The organism is Mycobacterium sp. NGS26, from assembly GCF_059813025.1.
The window spans coordinates 921,427-947,521 of record NZ_JCALDU010000001.1; the positions used below are offsets into that span (position 1 = coordinate 921,427).

The 26,095-nt window shown below is 69.1% G+C and carries 25 protein-coding genes and 1 pseudogene; 13 read left to right on the forward strand and 13 right to left on the reverse strand.

All coding sequences use genetic code 11. The annotated features are described in order from the left end of the window. Positions 1–4 precede the first annotated feature (4 nt). Complete coding sequence (locus AC5Y6X_RS04470) at positions 5–763, reverse strand: SDR family oxidoreductase (RefSeq protein WP_499985241.1); 759 nt, start codon at positions 761–763, stop codon at positions 5–7. Positions 764–858: 95 nt separating this feature from the next. Here AC5Y6X_RS04470 and echA20 point away from each other — a divergent pair, with 95 nt between their 5' ends. Genes echA20 through AC5Y6X_RS04505 form a run of 7 tightly spaced genes read left to right on the forward strand, consistent with a single transcriptional unit; the run spans position 859 to position 6,206 of the window. After that, entirely contained in the window at positions 859–1,617 is a 759-nt protein-coding gene (gene echA20 / locus AC5Y6X_RS04475) for a (7aS)-7a-methyl-1,5-dioxo-2,3,5,6,7,7a-hexahydro-1H-indene-carboxyl-CoA hydrolase (RefSeq protein WP_499984837.1), read from the forward strand. Further along, positions 1,614–2,498 (forward strand): cholesterol ring-cleaving hydrolase subunit IpdA, encoded by an 885-nt coding sequence (gene ipdA / locus AC5Y6X_RS04480; protein WP_499984838.1) that lies wholly within the window; start codon positions 1,614–1,616, stop codon positions 2,496–2,498. The genes echA20 and ipdA overlap by 4 nt, the downstream gene beginning before the upstream one ends. Beyond that, entirely contained in the window at positions 2,495–3,238 is a 744-nt protein-coding gene (gene ipdB / locus AC5Y6X_RS04485) for a cholesterol ring-cleaving hydrolase subunit IpdB (RefSeq protein ID WP_499984839.1), read from the forward strand. Before ipdA ends, ipdB begins: the two co-directional genes overlap by 4 nt. Further along, positions 3,235–4,308, forward strand: a complete 1,074-nt coding sequence (gene ipdC / locus AC5Y6X_RS04490; protein WP_499984841.1) for a (3aS,4S,5R,7aS)-5-hydroxy-7a-methyl-1-oxo-octahydro-1H-indene-4-carboxyl-CoA dehydrogenase — start codon at positions 3,235–3,237, stop codon at positions 4,306–4,308. The genes ipdB and ipdC overlap by 4 nt, the downstream gene beginning before the upstream one ends. A gap of 54 nt (positions 4,309–4,362) precedes the next feature. Further along, positions 4,363–4,779: a PNPOx family protein gene (locus AC5Y6X_RS04495; protein ID WP_499984842.1), complete on the forward strand. Its 417-nt coding sequence runs from the start codon at positions 4,363–4,365 to the stop codon at positions 4,777–4,779. A gap of 42 nt (positions 4,780–4,821) precedes the next feature. Then, a complete protein-coding gene (locus AC5Y6X_RS04500) occupies positions 4,822–5,469 on the forward strand; it encodes a SatD family protein (protein ID WP_499984844.1) in 648 nt (215 codons plus the stop codon). Continuing rightward, positions 5,466–6,206, forward strand: a complete 741-nt coding sequence (locus tag AC5Y6X_RS04505) for a hypothetical protein (protein ID WP_499984846.1) — start codon at positions 5,466–5,468, stop codon at positions 6,204–6,206. The genes AC5Y6X_RS04500 and AC5Y6X_RS04505 overlap by 4 nt, the downstream gene beginning before the upstream one ends. Positions 6,207–6,290: 84 nt before the next feature. Here the strand turns inward: AC5Y6X_RS04505 and fadA6 are convergent, their stop codons facing one another. Genes fadA6 through ipdE1 form a run of 4 tightly spaced genes read right to left on the reverse strand, consistent with a single transcriptional unit; the run spans position 6,291 to position 10,033 of the window. Beyond that, a complete protein-coding gene (fadA6, locus tag AC5Y6X_RS04510) occupies positions 6,291–7,451 on the reverse strand; it encodes a steroid 3-ketoacyl-CoA thiolase FadA6 (protein ID WP_499984848.1) in 1,161 nt (386 codons plus the stop codon). Then, positions 7,451–8,056 carry a TetR family transcriptional regulator KstR2 gene (kstR2, locus tag AC5Y6X_RS04515; RefSeq protein ID WP_499984850.1) on the reverse strand — a complete coding sequence of 202 codons (606 nt, stop codon included), beginning with the start codon at positions 8,054–8,056 and terminating at the stop codon, positions 7,451–7,453. Before kstR2 ends, fadA6 begins: the two co-directional genes overlap by 1 nt. 43 nt (positions 8,057–8,099) lie before the next feature. Continuing rightward, on the reverse strand, positions 8,100–8,888 hold the full coding sequence (gene ipdF, locus AC5Y6X_RS04520; protein ID WP_499984852.1) for a (5R,7aS)-5-hydroxy-7a-methyl-1-oxo-2,3,5,6,7,7a-hexahydro-1H-indene-carboxyl-CoA reductase: 789 nt from the start codon (positions 8,886–8,888) through the stop codon (positions 8,100–8,102). Next, on the reverse strand, positions 8,885–10,033 hold the full coding sequence (ipdE1, locus tag AC5Y6X_RS04525; RefSeq protein ID WP_324679282.1) for an acyl-CoA dehydrogenase IpdE1: 1,149 nt from the start codon (positions 10,031–10,033) through the stop codon (positions 8,885–8,887). Before ipdE1 ends, ipdF begins: the two co-directional genes overlap by 4 nt. 51 nt (positions 10,034–10,084) lie before the next feature. Between ipdE1 and fadD3 the strand changes: the two genes are divergently transcribed. From fadD3 to AC5Y6X_RS04550, 5 genes are read left to right on the forward strand one after another with little or no spacing between them, the layout of a single operon-like run. Beyond that, a complete protein-coding gene (gene fadD3 / locus AC5Y6X_RS04530; protein ID WP_499984854.1) occupies positions 10,085–11,626 on the forward strand; it encodes a 3-((3aS,4S,7aS)-7a-methyl-1,5-dioxo-octahydro-1H-inden-4-yl)propanoate--CoA ligase FadD3 in 1,542 nt (513 codons plus the stop codon). Next, the gene (locus AC5Y6X_RS04535; protein ID WP_499984856.1) at positions 11,626–12,759 is read left to right on the forward strand and encodes an acyl-CoA dehydrogenase family protein; all 1,134 of its coding nucleotides are present in this window, start codon (positions 11,626–11,628) and stop codon (positions 12,757–12,759) included. Before fadD3 ends, AC5Y6X_RS04535 begins: the two co-directional genes overlap by 1 nt. Beyond that, on the forward strand, positions 12,759–13,712 hold the full coding sequence (locus AC5Y6X_RS04540; RefSeq protein ID WP_499984857.1) for an acyl-CoA dehydrogenase family protein: 954 nt from the start codon (positions 12,759–12,761) through the stop codon (positions 13,710–13,712). The genes AC5Y6X_RS04535 and AC5Y6X_RS04540 overlap by 1 nt, the downstream gene beginning before the upstream one ends. Beyond that, positions 13,709–14,665, forward strand: a complete 957-nt coding sequence (gene ipdE2 / locus AC5Y6X_RS04545; RefSeq protein WP_499984859.1) for an acyl-CoA dehydrogenase IpdE2 — start codon at positions 13,709–13,711, stop codon at positions 14,663–14,665. Before AC5Y6X_RS04540 ends, ipdE2 begins: the two co-directional genes overlap by 4 nt. A 44-nt stretch (positions 14,666–14,709) precedes the next feature. Then, entirely contained in the window at positions 14,710–15,837 is a 1,128-nt protein-coding gene (locus AC5Y6X_RS04550; RefSeq protein WP_499985243.1) for a pyridoxal phosphate-dependent aminotransferase, read from the forward strand. Here the strand turns inward: AC5Y6X_RS04550 and AC5Y6X_RS04555 are convergent. Next, positions 15,834–16,664 carry an arylamine N-acetyltransferase family protein gene (locus AC5Y6X_RS04555; protein ID WP_499984861.1) on the reverse strand — a complete coding sequence of 277 codons (831 nt, stop codon included), beginning with the start codon at positions 16,662–16,664 and terminating at the stop codon, positions 15,834–15,836. The two genes, AC5Y6X_RS04550 and AC5Y6X_RS04555, sit on opposite strands and share 4 nt — an antisense overlap. 117 nt (positions 16,665–16,781) lie before the next feature. Between AC5Y6X_RS04555 and AC5Y6X_RS04560 the strand changes: the two genes are divergently transcribed. Next, positions 16,782–19,919 carry a Kelch repeat-containing protein gene (locus AC5Y6X_RS04560; protein WP_499984862.1) on the forward strand — a complete coding sequence of 1,046 codons (3,138 nt, stop codon included), beginning with the start codon at positions 16,782–16,784 and terminating at the stop codon, positions 19,917–19,919. A 145-nt stretch (positions 19,920–20,064) separates the two neighbouring features. Here AC5Y6X_RS04560 and AC5Y6X_RS04565 read toward each other — a convergent pair whose 3' ends face one another. The 7 genes and pseudogenes from AC5Y6X_RS04565 to hsaA all read right to left on the reverse strand — a co-directional run bounded on the left by AC5Y6X_RS04565 (position 20,065) and on the right by hsaA (position 26,088). Continuing rightward, positions 20,065–20,481, reverse strand: coding sequence for an ArsI/CadI family heavy metal resistance metalloenzyme (locus AC5Y6X_RS04565; RefSeq protein WP_499984864.1), 417 nt, complete (start codon positions 20,479–20,481; stop codon positions 20,065–20,067). Positions 20,482–20,504: 23 nt separating this feature from the next. After that, a pseudogene (gene arsB / locus AC5Y6X_RS04570) lies at positions 20,505–22,006 on the reverse strand (ACR3 family arsenite efflux transporter). After that, positions 22,003–22,371 carry an ArsR/SmtB family transcription factor gene (locus AC5Y6X_RS04575; RefSeq protein ID WP_499984866.1) on the reverse strand — a complete coding sequence of 123 codons (369 nt, stop codon included), beginning with the start codon at positions 22,369–22,371 and terminating at the stop codon, positions 22,003–22,005. The pseudogene arsB and the gene AC5Y6X_RS04575 overlap by 4 nt, the downstream one beginning before the upstream one ends. 183 nt (positions 22,372–22,554) lie before the next feature. After that, positions 22,555–23,118: a 3-hydroxy-9,10-secoandrosta-1,3,5(10)-triene-9,17-dione monooxygenase reductase subunit gene (gene hsaB, locus AC5Y6X_RS04580; RefSeq protein WP_324679300.1), complete on the reverse strand. Its 564-nt coding sequence runs from the start codon at positions 23,116–23,118 to the stop codon at positions 22,555–22,557. A 2-nt stretch (positions 23,119–23,120) separates the two neighbouring features. Next, positions 23,121–24,035, reverse strand: a complete 915-nt coding sequence (gene hsaC / locus AC5Y6X_RS04585) for an iron-dependent extradiol dioxygenase HsaC (RefSeq protein ID WP_324679302.1) — start codon at positions 24,033–24,035, stop codon at positions 23,121–23,123. Then, positions 24,035–24,907: a 4,5:9,10-diseco-3-hydroxy-5,9,17-trioxoandrosta-1(10),2-diene-4-oate hydrolase gene (hsaD, locus tag AC5Y6X_RS04590; protein ID WP_499984867.1), complete on the reverse strand. Its 873-nt coding sequence runs from the start codon at positions 24,905–24,907 to the stop codon at positions 24,035–24,037. Before hsaD ends, hsaC begins: the two co-directional genes overlap by 1 nt. Next, positions 24,904–26,088 carry a 3-hydroxy-9,10-secoandrosta-1,3,5(10)-triene-9,17-dione monooxygenase oxygenase subunit gene (gene hsaA / locus AC5Y6X_RS04595; protein WP_499984868.1) on the reverse strand — a complete coding sequence of 395 codons (1,185 nt, stop codon included), beginning with the start codon at positions 26,086–26,088 and terminating at the stop codon, positions 24,904–24,906. Before hsaA ends, hsaD begins: the two co-directional genes overlap by 4 nt. Positions 26,089–26,095: the final 7 nt, after the last annotated feature.

Here is a 26,095-nt window from a genome sequence, read left to right on the forward strand (position 1 = left end):
TCCTCTACTTGACTGCGCTCGCGTTCGTGGTGGCCAGATAGTGCGGCGGCTCGCCACCCCCATGCACCTCCAACGTGGCGCCGCTGATGTAAGACGCCGCGTCCGAGGCCAAAAACGCTGCGGCCCAACCGACATCCTGCGGCTTGGCCAGCCGCCCCAGCGGCACGTTCTTCGAGATCGCGGCGATCGACTCCGCGTCGCCGTAGAACAATTCCGACTGTTCGGTCTCCACCATGCCGACCACGCACGCATTCACCCGGACCTTCGGCCCCCACTCGACCGCCAGGGTCTGGGTGAGGCTCTCCAGGCCCGCCTTGGCCGCCCCGTAGGCGCCGGTGCCCGGCGACGGGCGGCGGCCGGACAGGCTGCAGATGTTGACTATCGAGCCACCCTGCGGCTGGCCTTGCATGTGAGCGTTTGCGTGCTGCGAAACCGACAGCGCACCAATCAGATTGAGCTCGATGATCTTACGGTTGAAGTTCGGGGTGGACTCCGCGGTCAGCACGTACGGCGATCCGCCGGCGTTGTTGACGACGACGTCGAGCCCACCGTGGTTGCCGACGATGGTGTCGATCATCGCCTTGACGGCATCGTCATCGCGGACGTCGCAGGCGTGAAACTCATAGGGCAGACCGTCGACGGCGCGCCGAGCGCAGGTGATCACGGTAGCGCCCTGCCGGGCGAAAACGGAGCTGATGCCGGCACCCACCCCACGCACGCCGCCGGTGACCAGAACGACCCGCCCAGCCAGCCCCAGGTTGATGCCTTCCGAAAGGGGCGAGCCTGCTTCGGGCGGAGTCACTGTGCTAGCGTACCAAGCAAGTGCTTGCTTAGGTAGCCACCCCATCAGGAAGTGCAATGACGATCACATCCACCACCACGGAACCGGGCATCGTCGCGGTCACCGTCGACTACCCGCCCGTCAACGCCATCCCGTCACGAGGCTGGTTCGAGCTCGCCGACGCGATCACGGCCGCCGGCGACAACCTCGACACCCACGCCGTCATCCTGCGGGCCGAGGGCCGCGGCTTCAACGCCGGCGTCGACATCAAGGAAATGCAGCGCACCGAGGGATTCACCGCGCTCATCGACGCCAATCGCGGATGCTTCGCCGCGTTCCGCGCGGTGTACGAATGCGCGGTGCCGGTGATCGCGGCGGTGAACGGATTTTGCGTCGGCGGCGGCATCGGGCTGGTCGGCAACTCTGACGTCATCGTGGCCTCCGACGACGCCACCTTCGGGCTGCCGGAGGTGGAGCGCGGCGCGCTCGGGGCGGCCACCCACCTGTCCCGGCTGGTGCCGCAGCACCTGATGCGGCGCCTGTTCTTCACGGCGGCGACGGTGGACGCAGCCACCCTGCACCACTTCGGCTCGGTGCACGAGGTGGTGCCCCGCGACCAGCTCGACGAGGCCGCCCTGCGGGTGGCCCGCGACATCGCCGCCAAGGACACCCGCGTCATCCGGGCGGCCAAGGAGGCGCTCAACTTCATCGACGTGCAGCGGGTCAACTCGAGTTACCGTATGGAGCAAGGCTTTACGTTCGAGCTCAACCTCGCCGGGGTGTCCGACGAGCACCGCGACGCGTTCGCCGGCACAAAGAAGGGCGAGAAGTCTTGAGCGACAAGCGGACCACCCTCGACGACGCCGTCGCGCAGTTGCGCAGCGGCATGACGATCGGCATCGGCGGCTGGGGGTCGCGGCGCAAGCCGATGGCCTTCGTGCGTGCCATGCTGCGCACCGGCCTCACCGACCTGACCGTCGTCACCTACGGCGGGCCCGACCTGGGGCTGCTGTGCTCGGCGGGCAAGGTCAAGCGCGCGTACTACGGCTTCGTCTCGCTGGATTCGCCGCCCTTCTACGACCCGTGGTTCGCCAAGGCCCGCACCAGCGGCGCGATCGAGGCCCGGGAAATGGACGAGGGCATGCTGCGCTGCGGGCTGCAGGCGGCGGCGCAGCGGCTGCCGTTCCTGCCGATCCGCGCCGGGCTGGGCAGTTCGGTGCCCGACTTCTGGGAGGGCGAATTGCAGACGGTGACCAGCCCCTATCCCGCCCCGGGCGGCGGGCACGAGACGCTGATCGCCATGCCCGCGCTGTCGTTGGACGCCGCCTTCGTGCACCTCAATCTCGGTGATAGCCAAGGCAATGCCGCCTACACCGGCATCGACCCCTACTTCGACGACCTCTTCCTGATGGCCGCCGAGCGGCGCTACCTATCGGTGGAGCGCGTCGTGCCGACCGAGGAGCTGGTCAAGGCGGTGCCGCCGCAGGCGCTGCTGGTCAACCGGATGATGGTCGACGCCGTCGTCGAGGCGCCCGGCGGGGCCCACTTCACCACCGCCGCACCGGATTACGGCCGGGACGAGAAGTTCCAGCGACACTACGCCGAGGCCGCCTCGACCGAGGATGGCTGGCGGCGGTTCGTCGAAACGTACCTGTCCGGCGGCGAGGACGAATACCAGGCGGCCGTGCGCGCTTTCGGAGAGGAGTCGGACCAGTGAGCACCCGGGCCGAGATCTGCGCGGTTGCCTGCGCCGAATTGTTCAGGGACGCGGGCGAAATCATGATCAGCCCGATGACGAACATGGCATACGTCGGGGCGCGGCTGGCCCGGTTGACGTTCTCGCCGGACATCCTGTTGACCGACGGCGAGGCCCAGCTGCTGGCCGACACTCCGGCGCTGGGCAAGGCCGGGGCAATCGAGGGCTGGATGCCGTTCGGCCGGGTGTTCGAGACGCTGGCCTGGGGGCGGCGCCACGTGGTGATGGGCGCCAATCAGGTTGACCGCTTTGGCAATCAGAACATCTCGGCGTTCGGCCCGCTGCAGCACCCGACCCGGCAGATGTTCGGCCTGCGCGGCGCGCCCGGCAACGCGATCAACCATGCGACCAGCTACTGGGTCGGCAACCACTCCAAGCGGGTGTTCTGCGAGGCGGTCGACGTGGTCTGCGGCATCGGCTGGGACAAGGTGGACGCCGGCAATCCGGCATTCCGGTTCGCCAACCCGTATCGGGTGGTGTCCAACCTCGGGGTGTTCGACTTCGGCGGCCCCGGCAAGACCATGCGCGCGGTGTCCCTGCACCCCGGGGTGTCGCCCGACGAGGTCCGCGAGAACACGTCGTTCGAGGTGCACGGCCTCGACGAGGCCGGGGAGACAAGGCTGCCGACCGACGACGAGCTGCGCCTGATCCGCGAGGTCATCGACCCGAAGTCGTTGCGGGACAGAGAGATAAGGGCATGAAGTTGCGCACGCCGCTGACCGAGCTGGTCGGCGTCGAGCATCCGGTGGTGCAGACCGGGATGGGCTGGGTGGCCGGGGCCCGGCTGGTGTCCGCCACGGCCAACGCCGGCGGGCTCGGCATCCTGGCGTCGGCGACGATGACGCTGGACGAGCTGGCCACCGCGATCGGCAAGGTCAAGGCCGCTACCGACAAGCCGTTCGGCGTGAACATCCGCGCCGACGCGGCCGACGCCGGTGACCGGGTCGAGCTGATGATCCGTGAGGGCGTGAAGGTAGCCTCGTTCGCGCTGGCGCCCAAGCAGGAGTTGATCTCCCGGCTGAAAGACGCTGGGGCGGTTGTCATCCCCTCGATCGGCGCGGCCAAACACGCGCGCAAGGTCGCGAGCTGGGGCGCCGACGCGATGATCGTGCAGGGCGGCGAGGGCGGTGGGCACACCGGTCCGGTCGCGACCACGCTGCTGCTGCCGTCCGTGCTGGACGCGGTGCAGGGCACCGGCATCCCGGTGATCGCGGCGGGCGGGTTCTTCGACGGCCGCGGGCTCGCGGCCGCGCTGTCCTACGGCGCCGCCGGCGTCGCGATGGGCACCAGGTTCCTGCTCACCTCGGATTCAACCGTGCCCGACGCCGTCAAGCGTCGTTACCTGGAGGCGGCGCTGGACGGCACCGTCGTCACCACGCGCGTCGACGGCATGCCGCACCGCGTGCTGCGCACCGGTCTGGTCGAGAGGCTGGAAAGCGGTTCCCCGGTAAGGGGTTTCACCGCCGCGGTGCGCAATGCGGCGAAGTTCAAGAAGATGTCGCAGATGACCTGGCGGTCGATGATCCGCGACGGGCTGGCGATGCGGCACGGCAAGGAGCTGACCTGGTCGCAGGTGGTGATGGCGGCCAACACCCCGATGCTGCTGAAGGCCGGCCTCGTCGAGGGCAACACCGACGCCGGGGTGCTGGCGTCCGGGCAGGTGGCCGGCATCCTCGACGACCTGCCGTCGTGCGCCGAGCTGATCGATTCGATCGTCCGCGACGCGATCGAGCACCTGCGGGCCGCGGCGGCGCTGATCGAGGAACCGTAGCCGGAGGACCAACGACCCTGGCCCCGGCCCAGGGCGCGGCGTCATCCTGGATGGATGATCACGCTCGCACCAGAATCCTGGCCCGCCCCGCTCCTGAACGCGGTTCGCGCCTCCAACAGGCATCTGCTCAACCCGCTGATGTTGCGGCTGGCCGGCCACAAGCACTGGTATGCGGCGGTAATCCGGCACACCGGACGGCGCTCGGGCAAGCAGTACGCCACACCGGTCGTGGCCGAGCGCGTGCCCGACGGCTTCGTGATACCGCTGCCGTACGGCACCCGGGTCGACTGGTTGCAAAACGTCCTCGCCGCGGGGCATGCGGCGATTTCGTCCGGCGCCGAAAGCTACGCCGTGACGCAGCCCGAGATCATCGACGCGGCGACGGCCCTGCCCCTGCTGTCGGCGCGACGGCGACGTACCTTCCAACGGGTCGGCATAGAACGGTATCTCAGGGTCAAGAGCGGCCCTTAAGCCATGTTCTAAATTATGTCTGAATGAAGCTATACTCTTCATATGACAAGGGTGAAGGCTCCCCCTTCACCGCGTGCGACCCTGATCGGCGACGTGGTGGGATCCAGGCGGGCCGGCGATCGGCCCGCCCTGCATCAACGCGTCGCCGCCGCCCTGCGCCGGGCCGCCGACGGTGCGCTCGACCCGCCCGCCTTCACCATCGGCGATGAGTTCCAGGGCAGCTACCCCACCCTCGGTGCCGCCATCGACGCGGCATTGACCGTGCGCCTACTGCTCGCCCCCGAGATCGATGTCCGTTTCGGGATTGGTTGGGGCGCGGTCATCGTGCTCGACGCCGACGCGGGAATCCAGGACGGTCCGGGCTGGTGGACCGCGCGGGAGGCCATCCAACAGACGGCGCAGATTCAGCGGCAGCCCGGCTTCGCGCTGGTGCGCACCACATTCCGGGCGGACGACGACACGCGCACCGACGTCGCCGCCGTCAACGCGGCCCTGATTTGTCGGGACCATCTGCTTGGATCACTCGACGAGAGATCGTCACGGATCGTGAGGGGCTTGATGACGGGCCTGACCAAAAAGGAACTCGCCGCGGCGGAGGGCATCAGCCCTTCCGCGGTGTCCCAGCGGGCGGCCCGCGACGGTCTGGATCTGATTGTCCTTGCGTCCCAATATCTTCGGGGTCTCCCGTGAGTGGTGTCGCGGTCCTGCTGCTCGCGGTCGGAATAGCCGACCTGTGTCGGCGGGCGGTCCGCACCGCATGGCCCCCAATGGCGATCGGTCCGGCGGTGGTGGTGGCGTGCGCGGCGCTGGGCGCGCTGTGGCATCGCGGTGACATCCCACTACTCGCGGTGGCGGCCGCCGCGGCGGTCGTCTGGGAATGGCTATGCCTGCGCAGCGAGCGCAGCGGCCGTCAGCAGGCGGCCCCGTTGGCCGTGTTCGCCGCCGCGCTGGCGCTGCTGATCGTGTTGTCCGGATGGTCGTCGCGGGTCGGCGGGGTCGTCGGCCGGTGGTCGGCGTGGGTGCAGCTGCCGCTGAGCCACGTAACGCCGACCCGGCTGCTGATGATCGTCGGCGTGGTGCTGGCGCAGTTCGCCACCGGAAATCAGTTGGTCCGCCTCGTGCTCGGCTCGGTGGGCGCGGTGCGCCCGGCCGGTGAGCCGCAACCGTCGGACCGGCTCAAGGGCGGCCGGCTGCTGGGACCGATGGAGCGCCTGCTGATCCTCAGCCTCGGCGTCGGCGGACAGGTCGCGGCGGCCAGCGCCGTCGTCGCCGCCAAGGGCATCATCCGCTTTCCCGAGCTGAGCGCCCAGAAGAACCGCAATGGCGGCGTGGGCATCGACGAGGTGACCGAGTACTTTCTGGTGGGCAGCTTCACCAGTTGGCTGCTGGCACTCGGCGGGATCGCGCTGGTTGTGGCTGCCCGGTAGGCGCTTTGCCCACCGCCGAGCGTGCGCAGTTGTACGCGCGACGCGGCGTGCCGGCGTACAGATACGCACGCTCGGCGAAAAGGATTACAGGCGCTCGATGATGGTGACGTTGGCGGTGCCGCCGCCCTCGCACATCGTCTGCAGGCCGTAGCGGCCGCCCACGCGCTCCAACTCGTTGAGCATGGTGGCGAACAGCTTGGCGCCGGTGGCGCCGAGCGGATGACCCAGGGCGATCGCCCCGCCGTTGGGGTTGACCTTCTCCGGGTCGGCCTTGATCTCCTTGAGCCAGGCCAGCACGACGGGCGCGAATGCCTCGTTGATCTCGACGGTGTCGATGTCTTCGATCGACAGCCCGGTCTTTTCCAGCGCGTAGCGCGTGGCCGGGATGGGCCCGGTCAGCATGAACACCGGGTCGGCGGCGCGGGCGCTGATGTGGTGGATGCGCGCCCGCGGGGTCAGCTTGTGGTCCTTGACGGCCCGCTCGGAGGCCAGCAGCACCGCGCTGGCGCCGTCGGAAATCTGGCTGGCCATAGCCGCCGTCAGCCGGCCGCCCTCGACCAGCGTCTTGAGGCCGGCCATCTTCTCCAGCGACGACTCGCGCGGCCCCTCGTCGACCCGGAACGGCCCGGATTCGGTTTCCACGGTGATGATTTCGTTGTCGAAGTGGCCGCCGCGGATCGCGGCGAACGCGCGCTCGTGACTGGTCAGCGCGTAGCGCTCCATCTCCTCGCGCGACAGGTTCCACTTCTCGGCGATCATCTCGGAGCCGCGGAACTGTGAGATCTCCTGATCGCCGTACCGGTGCAGCCACTGCTTGGATTCGCTTGTGGGCGAGGTGAACCCGAACTGCTCGCCGACCGTCATCGCCGACGAGATCGGGATCTGGCTCATGTTCTGCACGCCGCCGGCCACGATGAGGTCGGCGGTGCCGGCCATGATCGCCTGCGCGCCAAAGGAAATCGCCTGCTGGCTGGAGCCGCACTGGCGGTCCACGGTGACACCGGGCACCTCTTCGGGATAGCCGGCGGCCAGCCAGGAGAGCCGGGCGATGTTGCCCGCCTGTCCCCCGATGGCGTCGACGCAACCGGCGATCACGTCGTCGACGGCGGCCGGGTCGACGTCGACGCGGTCGAGCAGCCCGCGCCATCCCAACGCGCCGAGGTCGACGGGGTGTATGCCGGCCAGTGATCCGCCGCGCTTGCCGACCGGGGTGCGGACGGCGTCGATGACGTACGCCTCAGCCATCACAGAACTCCTTCTTTGGTGATCCCGCCGAGAACGACGGCGAGATATTGCTGACCCACCTGCTGCGCGGTGAGCGGTCCGCCGGGTTGATACCAGCGCACCGACACCCAGGTGGTGTCACGGATGAATCGGTAGACGAGGTCGACGTCGAGGTCGGGCCGGAAGTAGCCCTCGTCGACTCCCTGGTTGAGCACCTCGACCCACATCTTGCGTTGCTGGCGGTTCATGTCCTCGATGTAGGAGAACCGGGGCTGCGACAACAGCCGCTTGGCCTCGTCCTGATAGATGACGACCTGCGCGTGCCGATGCTCGATCGCCTCGAACGACGCCATGAACAGCCCCTTGAGCCGCTCCAGCGGGTTGGCCTCGCTGTCGATGATTTCCCGATAGCGGGCGAACAGCCAATCCAGGAAGCTGCGCAGCACCTCGTCGACCATCTCCTCCTTGGAGGAGAAGTGGTGGTAGAGGCTGCCGGACAGGATGCCGGCGCTGTCGGCGATGTCGCGCACGGTGGTGGCGCGCAGGCCGCGCTCGGCGAACATGGCCGCGGCGAGCTCCAGGAGCTCGTCGCGGCGGGTGTTCGCTTGACCGGTCACTCGGTCCACTCGATCAGGGTATCAACCAAGCGCTTGCTTGGCCAGTTCGCGCTCACGGGTGCTGACTCGAGACGGAGATGACCTCGCCGGTGAGGTAGCTGGAGTAGTCGCTGGCCAGGAACGCGATGGTGGCCGCCACTTCCCACGGCTCGGCGGCCCGGCCGAACGCCTCGCCGGCGGACAGCCGGTCGAGCAGGTCGGCCGACGTGGTCTTGTCCAGGAATTTGTGCCGGGCGATGCTCGGCGACACCGCGTTGATGCGGACCCCGTACTCGACGGCTTCGATTGCGCTGCAACGGGTTAGGGCCATCACCCCGGCCTTGGCGGCGGCGTAGTGCGACTGCGAGTGTTGCGCGCGCCAGCCCAGCACGCTGGCGTTGTTGACGATCACCCCGCCGTGCGGCGCGTCGCGGAAGTACCGCAGCGCCGCGCGGGTGGCCCGGAACACCGACGTCAGGGTCACGTCCAGGACGCGGTCCCACTCCTCGTCGGTCATGTCGACCACCGGCGTCTGCCCGCCCAGCCCGGCGTTGTTGACCAGCACGTCGATGCGGCCCATCCGGGCGTGGGCCGATGCGAACAGCGCGTCGACCTGGACGCTGGACGTCACGTCGCACAGCACGCTCTCGACGCGGCCCTGCCGCAGCGCCGCCAGCTCGTCGGCCGTCGCCCCCAGCCGTCGTTCGTGGTGGTCGGAGATCACCACGTCGGCCCCCTCGGCCAGCGCCCGCCGCGCGGTCGCCGATCCGATGCCGGTTCCCGCGGCGGCGGTCACGACGACGACCTTGCCGGTCAGAAGCCCGTGTCCGGCAATCTCTTTGGGCGCTTCGGCCAGACTCATCCCTTGACCTCTCGGGGTAGGCCGAGCACCCGCTCGGCGATGATGTTGCGCTGGATCTCGTTGGAGCCGCCGTAGATGGTGTCGGCGCGGGTGAACAGGAAGAGCCGCTGCCACTCGTCGAATTCGCCGTCGGGCATGGTCATGCCGGGCTTGCCGATGACGTCCATCGCCAGCTCGCCCAGATCGCGATGCCAGTTGGCCCACAACAGCTTCGACACGTTGTCCTGTCCGGGCTGCTCGACATCCATGGTGGCCAGGGCGTACGACCGCATGGCCCGAAGCCCGGCCCACGCCCGGGTCAGCCGCTCCCGGACGAACGGGTCGTCGGCGGCGCCGTTGCGCTGCGCGAGCTCGGCCAGGTTGGAAAGCTCACGGGCGTAACGGATTTGCTGTCCCAGCGTCGACACGCCGCGCTCGAAGGTCAGCGTTCCCATCGCAACCCGCCACCCGTCGCCCGGCTGGCCCACCACCAGCGACGCGTCGGTGCGGGCGTCGTCGAAGAACACCTCGTTGAACTCCGCGGTGCCGGTGATCTGCACGATGGGCCGGATCTGCACGCCTGGCTGGTCCAGCGGCACCAGCAGATACGACAGCCCGGCGTGCCGCTTGGATCCCTTCTCGGTGCGCGCGACCACGAAGCACCACTGCGACAGGTGGGCCAGCGACGTCCACACCTTCTGGCCGTTGATCACCCACTGATCGCCGTCGAGCTCGGCCGTGGTCGACACATTGGCGAGGTCGCTGCCGGCGCCCGGCTCCGAATATCCCTGGCACCACAGCTCGGTGACGTCGAGGATGCGCGGCAGAAATCGCTGCTGCTGCTCGGGGGTTCCGAACGCGATCAGCGTCGGTCCAAGCAGCTCCTCGCCGAAGTGGTTGACCTTGTCCGGGGCGTCGGCGCGGGCGTACTCCTCGTAGAACGCCACCCGGTGCGCGGTGGACAGCCCGCGGCCGCCGTGCTCGACCGGCCACCCCAGACACGTCAGCCCGGCCTTGGCGAGGTGCTGGTTCCACGCCCGGCGCTCCTCGAACGCCTCGTGCTCGCGCCCCGGCCCGCCGAGGCCCTTGAGCGCCGCGAATTCGCCGACCAGATTGTCGGCGAGCCAAGAGCGGACCTCCGCCCGGAACTCCTCGACGTCCTGCATGCCCTGTAGGCTAACCTACCAAGCACTTGCTTTGTTAGCCCAGGAGCATCAATGTCGAACGATCCCCGCACCGTGCCCGCGGCGCTGGATCGTTTCGCGCGCCAGCTCCCCGACCACCCCGCGCTGGTCACCGACGACCGCTCGTTTGCCGCGGCCGAGCTGCGCGACGAGGTGCACCGGGCGGCCGCCGCGCTGATCGCGCTCGGCGTCCAAGCCGGCGACCGGGTGGCCATCTGGTCGCCGAACACCTGGCACTGGGTGGTCGCCTGCCTGGCGATTCACCACGCCGGCGCCGCGATGGTGCCGCTGAACACGCGCTACACCGCGTCGGAAGCCGCCGACATCCTGGCCCGCACCCGGGCGCCGGTGCTGTTCGGGATGGGCCGGTTCCTCGGCAACGATCGCGTCGCCGACCTGGACCGCTTGGGCTCTCAAGCCCTGCCCGCGCTGCGGCATGTCGTGCGGATACCGATCGAGGCCGACGATCCTGTTCAAGGGACGTGGGACGAGTTCATCGCCGGGGGCGCCGGCGCCGAAGCGGCCGTCGCGGAGCGCGCCGCCGCCGTCACCCCCGACGAAGTCAGCGACATCCTGTTCACCTCCGGCACCACCGGGCGCAGCAAGGGCGTGCTGTGCGCGCACCGGCAATCGCTGTCGGCCTCGGCGTCGTGGGCCGGCAACGGCAAGATCACCAGCGACGACCGCTACCTGTGCATCAACCCGTTCTTCCACAACTTCGGGTACAAGGCCGGCATCCTGGCCTGCCTGCAGACCGGCGCGACGCTGATCCCGCACCTGACGTTCGATCCGCTGCGCGCGCTGCAAGCGATCGAGCAGCACCGCATCACCGTATTGCCCGGGCCCCCAACGATTTACCAAACCCTGCTCGATCACCCGGCGCGCCGCGATTACGACCTGAGCTCGCTGCGGTTCGCGGTGACCGGTGCGGCCACGGTGCCGGTCGTGCTGGTGGAGCGCATGCAGTCCGAGCTTGACATCGACATCGTGCTGACCGCCTACGGCCTGACCGAGGCCAACGGCATGGGCACCATGTGCCGCCCCGACGACGACGCGGTGACCGTCGCCACCACCTGCGGCCGCCCGTTCGCGGACTTCGAGTTGCGCATCGATGACACTGGCGAAGTCCTGTTGCGTGGGCCCAACGTTATGCTGGGCTACCTCGACGACCCGGAGGCCACCGCCGCGGCCATCGACGCCGACGGGTGGCTGCACACCGGTGACATCGGCACCGTGGACAAGGCCGGCAACCTGCGCATCACCGACCGGCTCAAGGACATGTACATCTGCGGCGGATTCAACGTCTACCCCGCCGAGGTCGAGCAGGTGCTGGCCCGGATGGAGGGCGTGGCCGACGCCGCGGTGATCGGGGTTCCCGACGAGCGGCTGGGCGAGGTGGGCCGGGCGTTCGTGGTCACCCGGCCCGGGCACCACCTCGACGAGCAATCGGTAATCGCTTATACCCGTGAACATCTGGCGAACTTCAAGGCCCCACGGTCGGTGCGGTTCGTCGACGCGTTGCCGCGCAATGCGGGCGGCAAGGTGGTCAAGCCACAACTGCGAGAAATGGCGTAATGGACCTGCAACTAGACGAAGAGACATTGGCCTTCCGGGCCGAGGTGCGCGAATTCCTCTCGGCAAGCGCCGCGGCGATCCCGACGAAGTCCTACGACAACGCGGAAGGCTTTGAACAGCACCGGCGTTGGGACCGGGTACTGTTCGACGCCGGCCTGTCGGTGATCACCTGGCCCAAGAAGTACGGTGGGCGCGACGCGCCGCTGCTGCACTGGGTGGTGTTCGAGGAGGAGTACTTCCACGCCGGGGCGCCGGGCCGCGCCAGCGCCAACGGCACCTCGATGCTGGCCCCGACGCTGTTCGCGCACGGCACCGAGGAGCAGCGCGACCGGATACTGCCCAAAATGGCCAGCGGCGAACAGATCTGGGCGCAGGCCTGGTCGGAGCCCGAATCCGGGAGCGACCTGGCGTCGCTGCGTTCCACCGCCACCAAGACCGAAGGCGGCTGGCTGCTGAACGGTCAGAAGATCTGGAGCTCGCGGGCGCCGTTCGCCGAGATGGGCTTCGGGCTGTTCCGGTCCGATCCCGCGGCGGAGCGCCACAACGGGCTGACGTACTTCATGTTCGACCTGAAGGCCAAGGGCGTCACGGTGCGGCCCATCGTCCAGCTCAGCGGCGACACCGGTTTCGGTGAGATTTTCCTCGACGACGTCTTCGTGCCCGACGAGGACGTCATCGGTACCCCGAACGACGGCTGGCGCGCGGCCATGAGCACGTCGAGCAACGAGCGCGGCATGTCGCTGCGCAGCCCGGCCCGCTTCCTGGCCGCCGCCGAGCGGCTGGTGCGGCTGTGGAAGGACAACGGGTCGGCCGCCGAATTCGCCGATCGGGTCGCCGACGCCTGGATCAAGGCGCAGGCCTACCGGCTGCAGACGTTCGGCACGGTGACCCGGCTGGCCGCCGGCGGCGAGCTGGGCGCCGAATCGTCGGTGACCAAGGTGTTCTGGTCCGACCTCGACGTCGCGATCCATCAGACCGCACTGGACATCCTCGCCGCCGACGGCGAGCTCGCGGGGCCGTGGACCGAGGGCCTGCTGTTCGCGCTCGGCGGCCCGATCTACGCCGGTACCAACGAGATTCAGCGCAACATCATCTCCGAACGTTTGCTGGGTTTGCCCCGGGAGAAGCGGTAATGGACTTCGCACTAGACGAACAGCAACGCGACTTCGCGGCCAGCATCGACGCCGCGCTGGGCGCGGCGGACCTGCCGGGCGCGGTGCGGGCGTGGGCCGCCGGGGATACCGCACCCGGCCGCAAGGTGTGGGAGCAGCTGGCCAACCTGGGCGTCACCGCGCTGGCCGTGCCGGAGAAATTCGACGGCATCGGCGCCGACCCGGTGGACCTGGTGGTCGCGCTGGAGCGCCTCGGGCGCTGGTGCGTGCCCGGACCGGTGGCCGAATCCATCGCTGTCGCACCGGTTTTGCTCGCCTCTGACGATCAGGCTGAGCGCTGCGCCGGGCTGGCGTCCGGTGAGCTGATCGCCACCGTCGCACTGCCACCGCAAGTCCCGCGCGCGGTCGACGCCGATACCGCCGGACTGGTGCTGCTGGCCACCTTGGACGGGGCTGACGGCGTCAGCGAAGCCGCGACGGGCGAGTGCCACCGTTCCGTCGACCCCAGCCGCCGCCTGTACGACGTGACGGCGACGGGCCGGTCCTGGCGGGCAGACATCAAGCGCGCCTACGAGTTCGGCGCGCTGGCGACCGCGGCGCAGCTGGTCGGCGCCGCGGAGGCGCTGCTCAACGATGCCGTCGACTACGCCAAACAACGGACCCAGTTCGGCCGGGTGATCGGCTCGTATCAGGCGATCAAACACAAGCTGGCCGATGTGCACATCGCGATCGAGCTGGCCCGCCCGCTGGTCTACGGCGCGGCGCTGTCGCTGCAGCCGCGCGACGTCAGCGCGGCCAAGGCGGCGGCATCCGAGGCCGGCCTGCTGGCGGCGCGCGCCTCGTTGCAGACGCACGGCGCGATCGGGTTCACCCAGGAGCATGACCTGTCCCTGTGGCTGCTGCGGGTGCAGGCACTACGCTCGGCCTGGGGCACGCCCGAGCACCACCGGTGGCGGGTTCTGGAGGCGCTATGACCGTAAACCAAGAGCGAGAGCTGCTGCGGGAGACCGTCGCCGCATTGGTCGCCAAGCACGCGGACCCGGCGGCCGTGCGTTCGGCGATCGAATCCGAACGCGGCTACGACGAGTCGCTGTGGCGGCTGCTGTGCGAGCAGGTGGGCGCCGCCGCGCTGGTGGTACCCGAGACGCTGGGCGGCGCCGGCGGCGAATTAGCCGACGCCGCAACAGTTTTGCAGGAGCTGGGCCGCGCCCTGGTGCCCTCCCCGCTGCTGGGGACCACGCTGGCCGAGCTGGCGCTACTGGCCGCGCCCGAGCCCGATGCCGAAACGCTTTCGGAGCTGGCCGAGGGTAGCTCGATCGGCGCGCTGGTGCTCGATGCCGACTACGTGGTCAACGGCGACATCGCCGACGTCGTCGTCGCCGCCGACGGCGGCGAGCTGAGCCGGTGGACCCGATTCGGCGCGCAACCCGTCGCGACCATGGACCCCACCCGCCGGCTGGCCCGGGTGCGGCCCGAAGAGACCACCGCGTTGGGCCCCGACCCCGGCCTCGCCGACTCCGCGGCCATCCTGCTGGCCGCCGAGCAGATCGGGGCCGCCGAACGCTGCCTGGAGCTGACCGTCGAATACACCAAGAGCAGAGTGCAATTCGGCCGCCCCATCGGCAGCTTCCAGGCGCTCAAGCATCGGATGGCGGATCTGTACGTCGCGGTCGCCGCGGCCAAGGCCGTTGTCGCCGACGCGTGCGCCGACCCCACGCCCACCAACGCCGCCACCGCGCGCCTGGCCGCGACCGAGACGCTCACCAAGGTGGCCGCCGAGGGCATTCAGCTGCACGGCGGCATCGCGATCACCTGGGAACACGAGATGCACTTGTATTTCAAACGCGCACACGGCAGCGCGCAGCTGCTCGGCACGCCCCGAGAGGTGTTGGGCCGCCTGGAATCCGAGGTGCTCAAAACGTCGTGAGCCTTCCCGTCGCGCTGCGTGCCGGCATCCCGCCGTTCTATGTGATGGATGTCTGGCTGGCCGCCGCGGAGCGCCAGCGCAGCCACGGCGATCTGGTGAACCTGTCGGCGGGCCAGCCCAGCGCCGGAGCCCCCGAGCCGGTGCGGGCCGCCGCGGCCAGCGCGCTGCATCTCAACGAGCTGGGCTACACCGTGGCGCTGGGCATCCCCGAGCTGCGCGACGCCATCGCGGCGGATTACCAGCGCCAGCACGGGATCTACGTCGACTCCGATGCCGTGGTGATCACCACGGGTTCCTCGGGCGGGTTCCTGCTCGCCTTCCTGGCGTGCTTCGACGTGGGCGATCGGGTGGCGCTGGCCAGTCCCGGCTACCCGTGCTACCGAAACATCTTGTCGGCGTTGGGATGTGAGGTGGTGGAACTTCCGTGCGGGCCGGACACCCGGTTCCAGCCGACGGCGCAAATGCTGGCCGCACTCGACCCACCGGTGCGGGGCGTGGTCGTCGCCAGCCCGGCCAACCCCACCGGGACGGTCATCCCACCGGCCGAGCTGTCGGCGATCGCGTCGTGGTGCGATGCCTCGGGGGTGCGGCTGATCAGCGACGAGGTGTACCACGGTCTGGTCTACCTGGGAGCACCGCAGACCAGCTGCGCCTGGCAGACTTCGCGAAACGCGGTGGTGGTCAACAGCTTTTCGAAGTATTTCGCGATGACGGGCTGGCGGCTGGGCTGGCTGCTGGTGCCGCCGGAGCTGCGCCGCGCGGTTGACTGCCTGACCGGCAACTTCACCATCTGCCCGCCCGTGCTGTCGCAGATCGCGGCGGTCGCGGCGTTCACCCCGGAGGCGATCGTCGAGGCCGACGGCCATCTGCAGCACTACACGGTCAACCGCTCGCTGCTGCTGGACGGGTTGCGCCGCATCGGGATCGACCGGTTGGCGCCGACCGACGGCGCGTTCTACGTGTACGCCGACGTCTCCGACTTCACCGACGACTCGCTTGCGTTCTGCTCGAAGTTGCTGGCGGACACCGGTGTTGCCATCGCGCCGGGCATCGACTTCGACACGGCCCGCGGGAATTCGTTCGTCCGGTTGTCGTTCGCCGGGCCGACCGGCGACATCGAGGAGGCGCTGCGGCGGATCGGCCCGTGGCTGCCGCGGCGGGGCCCGACCTAAGCGGCGAGGACCTTGTCGAGGCGCGCCTCGAGCGCGCCGGGCTCGCCGAGGCCGTCGAGATCGATGCCGAACCGGTCGCGCAGCGCGTCGACGACCGCCGCGGCGTCCTCGAGGCGGATCTTCTCGCTCCCGTCGGCGCGGTGAATGGTCAGGTCGCGCCCGGCCAGGTTAATCCGGGCCTCGCCGGTGACCCGCGCGACCATCAGGCCCGTCACGAAGTGCGACGACGGGTGGGTCGAGACGTACCAGCTGCCCACCTCCAGGTCGATGATCGGCCGGGTCCGCGTGGTGAACTCGTAGAGCGGCCGCCACTCGCCGCGGACCTGAGCCTGCAGGACCAGCCCGTCGCGGCGGTCCTGCAATCGGCACGGTTCGTGCGTGGTCTGCTGGACGCCGCCCGTCTCGAGGCGGATGGGCGACGTCGGCGTCTGGCCGCCGAAACCCACGTCGACGAGATACGGCCCCCCGCAGCCGGGGAACGTCACCGCCAGGAGCGTGTGCGTCTGTGCTCCCACCGGCGCGTCGGGCGGCAGCATCCAGACCACCCGCCCGGCCAATCGCCGCACCCGAAAGCCGATTTCGGTCAGCACATAGCCCATCAGCCCGTTCTGCTCGTAGCAGTAGCCACCCCGGCGCCGGCGAACCAGCTTGTCGGCGAGGGCCTCCGGGCTCAGGTCATAGACCGGCACCCCCATCAGCGGGTCGAGGTTCTCGAAGGGGATGGCTTGCGTGTGAGCGGTCACCAGACCCTGGAGCACATCGAGGTTGGGCTCGGCAGCGCCGCGATAGCCGATGCGATCGAAATATCCGTTCAGATCCAGCCCCATGCAGCCATTCTGGCAAAGGGCCAGATAACGATCCTCACCGAATCTTTTCCACAGGAGATTGCGAGCGATACTCTTGACCTCGCGAATTAAATCGTCAGCAGAATGGGCGGCTCAGAAATGGCTGAAGGACCCACCCCCGACGGTCCGGCGCCGGCACCGAGCGGGCTCGCGACGGAGTTGGCCGCCGCCGGATTCGAAGACGCGCGCCAGGTGGCCAGGGGCGGCGCCGGGGTGGTCTATTGCTGCTACGAGACGGCGCTGGGTCGAAACGTCGCGGTCAAGGTGTTGCCGTCGCATTTCGACCAGGACAGCAGGGAGCGCTTCCTGCGCGAGGGCTACGCGATGGGCGGGCTCTCGGGGCATCCGAACATCGTCAACATCCTGCGCGTCGGCGTGACCGAGAGCGGGCGGCCGTACATCGTGATGCCCTACCACGCCGAGGATTCGCTGGCGGTCCGGCTGCGCCGCGAAGGCGCGATCCCGTGGCCCGAGGCATTGCGGATCGGTGTCAAGTTGTGCGGCGCGCTGGAAACCGCGCACAAGAGCGGCACTTTGCACCGCGACATCAAACCCGCCAACGTGCTCATCAACGACTACGGCGAGCCGCAACTGAGCGATTTCGGCATCGCCCACATCGAGGGCGGGTACGAAACGGCGACCGGGTTCTTCTCCGGCACAATCGACTACACCGCGCCGGAGGTGATGACCGGCAATCCGGCGACGGTCGCTTCCGACCTGTACTCCCTCGGTGCGACGATCTATGCGCTCATCGCCGGCAACGCCGCGCATGAACGCCGCAGCGGCGAGGACCTCATCGCGCAGTATCTGCGGATCAGCACGACGCGGGTCCCGGACATGCGTCCGGACGGGATCCCGGACGCGGTGTGCTCGGCGATCGAGCATGCGATGGCGATCGATCCGGCGGAGCGGCCGGCGTCGGCGGCGGAGTTCGGCCGCGAGTTGCAGGCGGCGCAGCGGCTCAACGGCCTGAAACCCGATTCGATGGCGATCACCAACGCCGGCGTCGATCCGGCGCGCGCGGTGGGCGTGCCCGCGGGCCCCGGTGCGACCCCGTCCGTCCCGCCCGGCGAGCACACCGCGGCGATGCCGCCGCCCGAACGGACCACGTCGACCATTCCGAACCCGCCGGTGGCGGAGAGCGCCCCGGCCACCACCAAGACGCCGAGTCGGCCCGCGCCCGCCGGCCGCGACGAGTTCTCCGAAGCGGCGATCAGGTTGCGCGGCGGCGGCATCGCGCCGCCCGGAAACGGCAGCCCGATCGGCCCGCCGGGCGGTCCCGGGCGGCCGAAGCCGCCGGGCGCTCCCGGTGGGAAACCTCCGCTGACCGCGCGGGCCGCAGCCTGGTTCGGGGAGCCGGGAAAGAAGCGCAATCGCATTGCGCTGGTCGTCGGTGCCGCCGCGCTGGTGGCGCTGCTGGTGATCGCCGGGATCTTCTTCGCGCTTCCGAGCGACAAAGGCAATAGCGGCGGCACCGCGAGCCAACCGACCACCCAGGCGCCGGTGGTGTGGAAACCGATCACGAACGCGCGCGTTTCGCGCGACGCCGCGGCGACCACCCAGGTCGACGGGACGATCTGGATCTTCGGCGGAATCCGCGCCGACGGCGCCCTCAGCGCGATGCAGGAGGGCTATGACCCCGTCATCGACAGCTGGAAGGGCGGCGACGATCTGCCGGTCCCGGTTCAGCGCGCGGCGGCGGTCAACTGGCAGGGAAATCCCGTCGTGCTGGGTGGTTTCAAGACGGTGGGCGGCAAAAACGTTGCGTCGGACCAGGTTTGGCGGGTGATCAACAGTCGCTGGGTGGAGATGCCGCACATGCTGCAGCCGAGGGCGGCGGCCGCGGCGGCCGTGGTGGGTGATCACCTCGTCGTCACCGGCGGTGTCGACGCGGGCGGCGCGCTGCTGAACACGACCGAGGTCTTCGACGGCAACTCGTGGAGCCTGGGCGCGCCGCTGCCGACCCCGCGGCAGATGCTGGCCGCGGCATCCGACGGAAAGCTGGTCTACGCGGTCGGCGGCAGCAACGGCGGCTCGGACCTGGCGACCGTCGAGGCGTACGACCCGGCCGCGAAGACCTGGACGTCGCTGCCGGCGCTTCCCGAAGCGCGCAGCGACCTCGGCGTGGCCATCGCCGACGGACGCCTGGTGGCGGTCGGGGGCGTGTCGTCGGGGCAGGTCCTCAAGACCGTTTCGGTGTTCGACCTGATGACCAAGGCGTGGGCGGGGCTGCCGGACATGACGACCGCGCGCCACGGCATGGCCGTCGCCGCGGTGGAGAAGGCCGTATACGCGATCGGCGGGTCCACCGCCGTCGGGGATGGCCAGCTGACCGCGTCGGCGGAGGTGCTGAAGCTGCCCGCGCGCAAGGTCCAGCCGGTTTCGCAGTGGCGGTCGCTGCCGGACGCACCCACCCCCAGGCTGATGATGGCGTGGGCCGTGCAGGGCGACAAGATCTGGATCGTGGGCGGCCTGCGCAACGGCGTCGCGCTGCAGACCGTCGAGAGCTACGACCCGCGCAGCGGCGCCTGGGAACCCGGGCCGCCACTGCCGATCCCGCTGCACCACGCGGCGGCGGCGACCTATCGCGGCGAGGTGGTAGTGCTCGGGGGCGCGAAAGAGAACCTCGCGGACGCGTCCAACAAGGTGTTCGCCCTGCGCGGCGGCAGCTGGGTGGAGCTGCCCAGCCTCACGCACGCCCGGGCGGCGCCGGCCGCCGCGGTCGTGGGTGACAAGCTCGTGGCCGTCGGCGGGCAGAACGCCAAGCAGCTCGTCCCGCAGACCGAGGTCTTCGACGGCAGTTCGTGGAAGGACGCCGCCGACATGCCGACGCCGCGCGAACACCTGGCGGCCGTGTCCGACGGCACCTACGTGTACACGCTCGGCGGCAGGTTCCTTTCGGCGGACAAGAACTCGGCGGCGCTCGAACGGTTCGACCCCGGAGCGGGGACATGGACCAAGCTGGTCGGCATGCCGACGCCGCGGGGAAGCTACGGCGCCACCTACATCGACGGGCGCATCGTGGCCGTCGGCGGCGAGGAGCCGACGCGGGTGCTGAACGTGGCCGAGATGTACGACATCGCCGACGGGAAGTGGAGCACGCTGCCCCCGATGCCGACGGCGCGTCACGCCGAGGTGGTGGCGACGGTCGGCAACACCGTGTACTGCATCGGCGGCGCCAACCGTCCCACCCACGAGGGCCCCATCGCGACGGTGGAGGCGCTGGACTTCATGTAGGCGCTCGGGTGCGTTGCGGGTTCGACTGTGAATCCTTGGCTTTGGGCGGGAATCGTGGGCGGAAAAATCGGCCGAAATCCCGCCGTGGGTTCACCGTGAAAGCCCCGTGTTCACACTCGATTTGCGGCGACGGCGGGTCGCGCGCCTAGGCCGTACAACAGGTTTCGCCGGGCTGGTCGGCGCCCGAGCCGAAGGTGTCGGAGTCTGCGAGGACCGTGTAGACCTCCCAGCGTTCACCGCCCGGCGCGGTTACCCAGACCTTGTCCTGGGCGGCGAAGCAGCAGGTGGTGTTCAGCTGTTCCTCGGTGAACAAGCCTTCGTCGCCGAGCCGGGCGATCTCCTGGTGCACGGCGTCGCTCGTGGCGACTTCGACGCCGAGGTGGTTAAGGGTTCCGCCGTGGCCGGGGTTTTCTATCAGCACCAGCTTGAGCGGGGGTTCCGGCACCGCGAAGTTGGCGTACCCGGGCTTCACCTTCGCCGGCGCGGTGTCGAACAGCTTGGAGTAGAACGTGATCGCCTCGTCGAGGTCGTCGACGTTGAGGGCCAACTGGATACGTGACATGGTGATTCCTTTCCTTGGGTGCGCTAGGGAGTCAGTTCGGTGACGAGGGCCCGGACGCGGTCGGCGATCTCGTCGCGGATGGCGCGCACCGAGTCGAGCGGCCGGCCGGCGGGGTCGTCGAGGTTCCAGTCGCGATAGGAAACCCCCGCGAAGTTAGGGCAGGTGCCACCACAGCCCATGGTGATCACGACGTCGCTGGATCGCACCGCGTCGCCGGTGAGAACCCGGGGTCTGGCGGCGGTGATGTCGATGCCCAGTTCGGCCATCGCCGAGACGGCCGCAGGGTTGATCCGCTCGGCGGGTTCGGTTCCGGCGGAACGGACTTCGATGCGGTCGCCCGCCAGATGCGTCAGCAGGGCGGCTGCCATCTGGGAGCGGCCGGCGTTATGGACGCACACGAACAGCACACGGGGCTTGCCGGCGGTCACGAGGGGCTCCATGAGAGTTCGGCGGTTCCGGGGAACAGGCGTGGGCGAAGGGCCAGCGAGACGTAGACCAGCGCGACGAGGACGGGAACCTCGATGAGGGGTCCCACGACGCCGGCCAGGGCTTGCCCGGAGGTGGCGCCGTAGGTGGCAATCGCCACCGCGATTGCGAGTTCGAAGTTGTTGCCCGCGGCGGTGAACGCCAGGGTGGCCGTGCGGGCATAGCCCAATCGCAACGAGACGCCGAGCGCGTACCCGCCGGCCCACATGATCGCGAAGTACCCCAGCAGCGGGATCGCGATGCGCGTGACATCCCATGGCCGAGCGGCGATCTGGTGGCCTTGCAGCGCGAACAGGATGACGATGGTGAACAACAGTCCGTAGAGCGCCCATGGACCGACGCGTGGCAGGAAGCGGGTCTCATACCAGTCACGGCCTTTGGCCCGCTCGCCGAACCGGCGCGACAGATATCCGGCCAGCAATGGAATGCCGAGGAAGACGAGCACCGATTTTGCGATCTGCCATGGGTGGACGTCGACGCCGGTCTGAGGCAGACCCAGCCAGCCGGGCAACACCGAGAGGTAGAACCAGCCCAGGATGGCGAAGCAAGCGACCTGAAATATCGAATTCAGGGCGACCAGGACAGCCGCGGCTTCGCGGTCCCCGCACGCCAGGTCGTTCCAGATGATGACCATGGCGATGCAGCGGGCCAACCCGACGATGATCAGCCCGGTGCGGTACTCCGGCAGATCCGCGAGGAACAGCCAGGCCAATGCGAACATCACCGCCGGACCGACCAGCCAATTCAGCACCAGGGAGGACACCATGAGCTTGCGGTCGGCGGTGACATCCCCCAGACGGTCATAACGGACCTTGGCGAGCACCGGGTACATCATCACCAGCAGACCCACCGCGATCGGCAACGAGACACCGTCCACGCCAACCGCACTCAACGCCGATCCGAGGCCGGGAACGAGACGGCCCAGTAGCAGACCGGCGACCATCGCCACCCCGATCCACACCGGAAGCAGCCGGTCCAGTGTCGACAACCGGGCGCCCACCCCGTGCGGGGCCCCGGCCGAAGCCCGCAGCTGGATCATTGGCCGCAGCCTTGGGCTGTCTCAACCAGACGCTCCTCACCGTGAAGCACCGACGAAAGCTGCTGCAGCGCTTGGGGAATCACCCAGTAGTAGACCCAGGTGCCCCGCCGCTCGCAGTCCAGCAGGCCGGCGGAGCGCAGCAATTTGAGGTGGTGGGAGATCGTCGGCTGGGACAGGTCGAACGTCGACGAGATCTCGCACACGCATGCCTGCCCGCCGGGGTGGCTGGCGATCAGGCTCAACAGCCGCAGCCGCACCGGATCGCCCAGGGCCTTGAACATCGCCGCCAGCTCGACGGCCTGCGGCTCGCCCAGGGCGGCCGCCCCCAGCGCCGGGCAACATTCCAGGCGCGCTTGATTCGACATCCATCTATATAAACACCTATCGAATCAGTGCGCAAGCGTCCCGGCGTCGAAAATCCTCCAAAGCGCACGCGTTTTGTGCGCTTGTTTGATATATGTCAAATACGGGCACCTCGTGGAGACGGGTCCCCACCCGGTGGCCCGCCCCCTCAGCGGGCCACCGGGAGCCCCGCTAAGCGCCATACGTCAGAGCCAGGTGTCCTGGGTGGTGGTGGTGAGGAACGCCTCCAGGTCGTCGCGCCACTGGGCCGGCGTGGTCTTGTCCGGTTCGATCCCGGTGTAGTCGCCGCGGTAGAACAGCAGCGGCCGCGGCTTGATCTTGGGCGCCTCCGACAGCGACTGCACGGCGCCGAAAACCACGAAGTGATCGCCGCCGTCGTGCACCGATGCGACGGTGCAGTCGATGTAGGCCAGCGAGCCGTCGATGATCGGCGAACCGAGTTCGGAAGGGTGCCAGTCGATGCCGGCGAACTTGTCCGGCTCCTTCGAGCCGAACCGCGCGGAGACGTCCTTCTGCTTTTCGGTCAGCACGTTGACACAGAACCGCCCGGTCGCCTCGATGGCCTTCCAGGACCGCGACACCTTCGTCGGGCAGAACAGCACCAGCGGCGGGTCCAGCGACAGCGCCGCGAACGACTGGCACGCGAAGCCGACCGGCACGTCGTCGTGCATGGTGGTGATGATGGTGATCCCGGTGCAGAACTGACCCAGCACCTGCCGGAAGGCCCGCGGATCGATCGGCGCCGACATGGCTACCCGCGCATGCCCACGGTGAAGTCGTGGCCCCACAGGCTCACCGCGGTGCTTTCCCGGGCGATCCAATCGTGATCGTCGACTTTCCTGCCCTCGCAACCGAATTCGACATCGAACCCGCCCGGTGTCTTCATGTAGAACGACAGCATCAGGTCGTTGACGTGGCGGCCCAGCGTCGCCGACATGGGCACCTTGCGGCGCAACGCCCGGTCCAGACAGAGGCCCACGTCGTCGGCCTGCTCGACTTCGACCATCAGGTGCACGATCCCGCTCGGCGTCGGCAACGGCAGGAAGGCCAGGCTGTGGTGGCGCGGGTTGCAGCCGAAGAAGCGCAGCCAGGCCGGCGCGCCGTCGGCGGGCCGGCCGACCACCTGCGGCGGCATCCGCATCGAGTCACGCAGCTTGAACCCGAGCACGTCCCGGTAGAAGTGCAGGGCCTCGGCGTCGTCGCGGGTGGTCAGCACGACGTGGCCCAGGCCCTGTTCGCCGGTGACGAACTTGTGGCCGTACGGGCTGACGACGCGGCGGTGCTCCAGCGCGGCGCCGTGGAAGACGGCCAGCGGGTTGCCGGAGGGGTCGGAGAACTGGATCATCTCGTCCACCCGCCGCTCCGCCAGGTCGGCGGCGGTGGCCTCCTTGTAGGGGGTGCCCTCCACATCGAGCCGGTTGCGGATCTCTTGCAGCCCTTCGGCATTCGCGCATTCCCAACCGGCCTCGGCGAGCCGGTCCTGCTCGCCGGGCACGATCACCAGCCGGGCCGGGAAATCGTCCATCCGCAGATACAGTGTTCCTTCTGGCGCGCCTTGCGCCGCGCCTTTGCCCTCGACCATGCCGAGGACCTTCAGCCCGTAGTCGCGCCAGGCCGCCATGTCGGTGGCCTCGATGCGCAGGTAGCCCAGGGACCGGATACTCATCACGCACCTCCCAGGAAATCGATGGTGAGCCTGTTGAACTCGTCGAACTTCTCCACCTGCGCCCAATGCCCACATTGCCCGAAGACATGCAGTTGCGCACGGGGAATGGTCTTCAGCGCGACCAGCGCGCCGTCCAGCGGGTTGACCCGGTCCTCGCGCCCCCAGATCAGCAGCACCGGCTGACGCAGCCGATACACCTCGCGCCACATCATGCCGAGCTCGAAGTCGGCCCCGGAAAACGACATTCCCATCGCCCGGGTCGCCGTCAGCGATTCCGGCGTGCTGGCCAGGGCGAAACGCTCGTCGACCAGCTCCGGGGTGATCAGCTTCTGGTCGTAGACCATCACGCGCAGGAACGCCTCGAGGTTCTCGCGGGTGGGTTCGACGGAGAACTTGCCCAGGCGCTTCACGCCCTCGGTCGGGTCGGGCGAAAACAGGTTGACGCTGAGCCCGCCGGGGCCCATCAGCACCAGTCGCCCGGCCAGATCCGGGTAGTCGAGTGCGAACCGCACCGCCGTTCCCCCGCCCAGTGAGTTGCCCACCAGCGGAACGCGTCCCAGGGCCAGCTGGTCGAAGAGGCCCTTGAGCGCCCTGGCGGCGTACCGGTTGAACTGCCCGTGCTCCGCGCGCTTGTCGGAGTGGCCGTAGCCGGGCTGATCGACGGCGAGCACGTGGAACCGCTGCGCCAGCACCGGAATGTTGCGCGAGAAGTTCGTCCAGCTCGCCGCGCCGGGGCCGCCGCCGTGCAGCAGCACCACCGTTTGGTCGTTGCCGACCCCCGCCTCGTGGTAGTGCAGCCTCAGCGGGCCGTCGACGTCGACCTCGGCGAAGCGCGACGTGGACTCGAAAGTGAGCTCTTCGGTAGCCGTCATACCATCGTGTCGCCGGGCGGCAGCCCGAACTCATGGTTCCCGAAGATCACGTACGCGCGCTCGGGGTCGTTGGCGGCGTGCACCCGTCCGGCGTGCGCGTCGCGCCAGAAGCGTTGCACCGGCTGGTCATTGGCCAGCGCGGTGGCACCGGAGGCCTCGAACAGCCGGTCGATCGCGGCGATCGAGCGGCCGGTGGCGCGCACCTGGTCGCGGCGGGCGCGGGCGCGCAACGCGAACGGGATCTCCTTGCCCGCCGCAAGCAACGCGTACTCGTCGCCGACATTGCCGATCAGCTGCCGCCATGCCGCGTCGATGTCGCTGGCCGCCTCGGCGATGCGGACCTTGGCGAACGGGTCGTCCTTGGCCTTCTCGCCGGCGAACGCCGCGCGCACCCGCTTGCCCTGGTGCTCGACGTGCGCGTCGTACGCGCCGTAGGCCATGCCCACGATCGGGGCCGAGATGGTGGTGGGATGCATTGTGCCCCAAGGCATTTTGTAGACCGGGGCGGTGTTGGTCTGATATCCCCCGGCGGTGCCGTCGTTCATGGCCTTGTAGGACAGGAATCGGTGCCGGGGCACGAAGACGTCCTTGACCACCAGCGTGTTGCTGCCGGTGCCGCGCAGGCCGACCACATGCCACACGTCGTCGATGCGGTACTCCGAGCGCGGGATCAGGAAGCTGCCGAAGTCCACGGGGCGGCCATCCTTGATGACCGGGCCGCCGACGAACGTCCACGTGGCGTGGTCACAGCCCGACGACCAGTTCCACGAGCCGTTGACCAGGTAGCCGCCGTCGGTCACGACGCCCGCGCCCATCGGGGCATACGACGACGAGACCCGCGTATTGGGGTCCTCGCCCCACACCTCTTCCTGGGCCCGCTGGTCGAACAGCGCCAGGTGCCAGTTGTGCACCCCGACGATCGAGCTCACCCAGCCGGTCGAGCCGCAGGCGCTGGCCAGGCGGCGGACGGCCTCGTAGAACAGCGTGGGGTCGCACTGCAGGCCGCCCCACTGCTCGGGCTGCAGCAGGGTGAAGAAGCCGACGTCCTCGAGCGCCTGAACGGTCTCGTCGGGCAGCCGGCGCAAATCCTCCGTCGCCTGAGCGCGCTCCCGAATCTGCGGAAGCAGATCATCGATGCCAGCCAGGATCGACTGGGCATCACGCTGTTGAATGGAAGTCACTTACGTT

Excerpts from the sequence above, each read along its gene's own strand:
- echA20 (WP_499984837.1), top strand. The coding sequence starts at position 859 with ATGACGATCACATCCACCACCACGGAACCGGGCATCGTCGCGGTCACC.
- ipdC (WP_499984841.1), top strand. The coding sequence starts at position 3,235 with ATGAAGTTGCGCACGCCGCTGACCGAGCTGGTCGGCGTCGAGCATCCG.
- AC5Y6X_RS04495 (WP_499984842.1), top strand. The coding sequence starts at position 4,363 with ATGATCACGCTCGCACCAGAATCCTGGCCCGCCCCGCTCCTGAACGCG.
- AC5Y6X_RS04500 (WP_499984844.1), top strand. The coding sequence starts at position 4,822 with ATGACAAGGGTGAAGGCTCCCCCTTCACCGCGTGCGACCCTGATCGGC.
- fadA6 (WP_499984848.1), bottom strand. The coding sequence starts at position 7,451 with ATGGCTGAGGCGTACGTCATCGACGCCGTCCGCACCCCGGTCGGCAAG.
- ipdF (WP_499984852.1), bottom strand. The coding sequence starts at position 8,888 with ATGAGTCTGGCCGAAGCGCCCAAAGAGATTGCCGGACACGGGCTTCTG.
- ipdE1 (WP_324679282.1), bottom strand. The coding sequence starts at position 10,033 with ATGCAGGACGTCGAGGAGTTCCGGGCGGAGGTCCGCTCTTGGCTCGCC.
- fadD3 (WP_499984854.1), top strand. The coding sequence starts at position 10,085 with ATGTCGAACGATCCCCGCACCGTGCCCGCGGCGCTGGATCGTTTCGCG.
- AC5Y6X_RS04535 (WP_499984856.1), top strand. The coding sequence starts at position 11,626 with ATGGACCTGCAACTAGACGAAGAGACATTGGCCTTCCGGGCCGAGGTG.
- AC5Y6X_RS04540 (WP_499984857.1), top strand. The coding sequence starts at position 12,759 with ATGGACTTCGCACTAGACGAACAGCAACGCGACTTCGCGGCCAGCATC.
- ipdE2 (WP_499984859.1), top strand. The coding sequence starts at position 13,709 with ATGACCGTAAACCAAGAGCGAGAGCTGCTGCGGGAGACCGTCGCCGCA.
- AC5Y6X_RS04550 (WP_499985243.1), top strand. The coding sequence starts at position 14,710 with ATGGATGTCTGGCTGGCCGCCGCGGAGCGCCAGCGCAGCCACGGCGAT.
- AC5Y6X_RS04555 (WP_499984861.1), bottom strand. The coding sequence starts at position 16,664 with ATGGGGCTGGATCTGAACGGATATTTCGATCGCATCGGCTATCGCGGC.
- AC5Y6X_RS04560 (WP_499984862.1), top strand. The coding sequence starts at position 16,782 with ATGGCTGAAGGACCCACCCCCGACGGTCCGGCGCCGGCACCGAGCGGG.
- AC5Y6X_RS04565 (WP_499984864.1), bottom strand. The coding sequence starts at position 20,481 with ATGTCACGTATCCAGTTGGCCCTCAACGTCGACGACCTCGACGAGGCG.
- AC5Y6X_RS04575 (WP_499984866.1), bottom strand. The coding sequence starts at position 22,371 with ATGTCGAATCAAGCGCGCCTGGAATGTTGCCCGGCGCTGGGGGCGGCC.
- hsaB (WP_324679300.1), bottom strand. The coding sequence starts at position 23,118 with ATGTCGGCGCCGATCGATCCGCGGGCCTTCCGGCAGGTGCTGGGTCAG.
- hsaC (WP_324679302.1), bottom strand. The coding sequence starts at position 24,035 with ATGAGTATCCGGTCCCTGGGCTACCTGCGCATCGAGGCCACCGACATG.
- hsaD (WP_499984867.1), bottom strand. The coding sequence starts at position 24,907 with ATGACGGCTACCGAAGAGCTCACTTTCGAGTCCACGTCGCGCTTCGCC.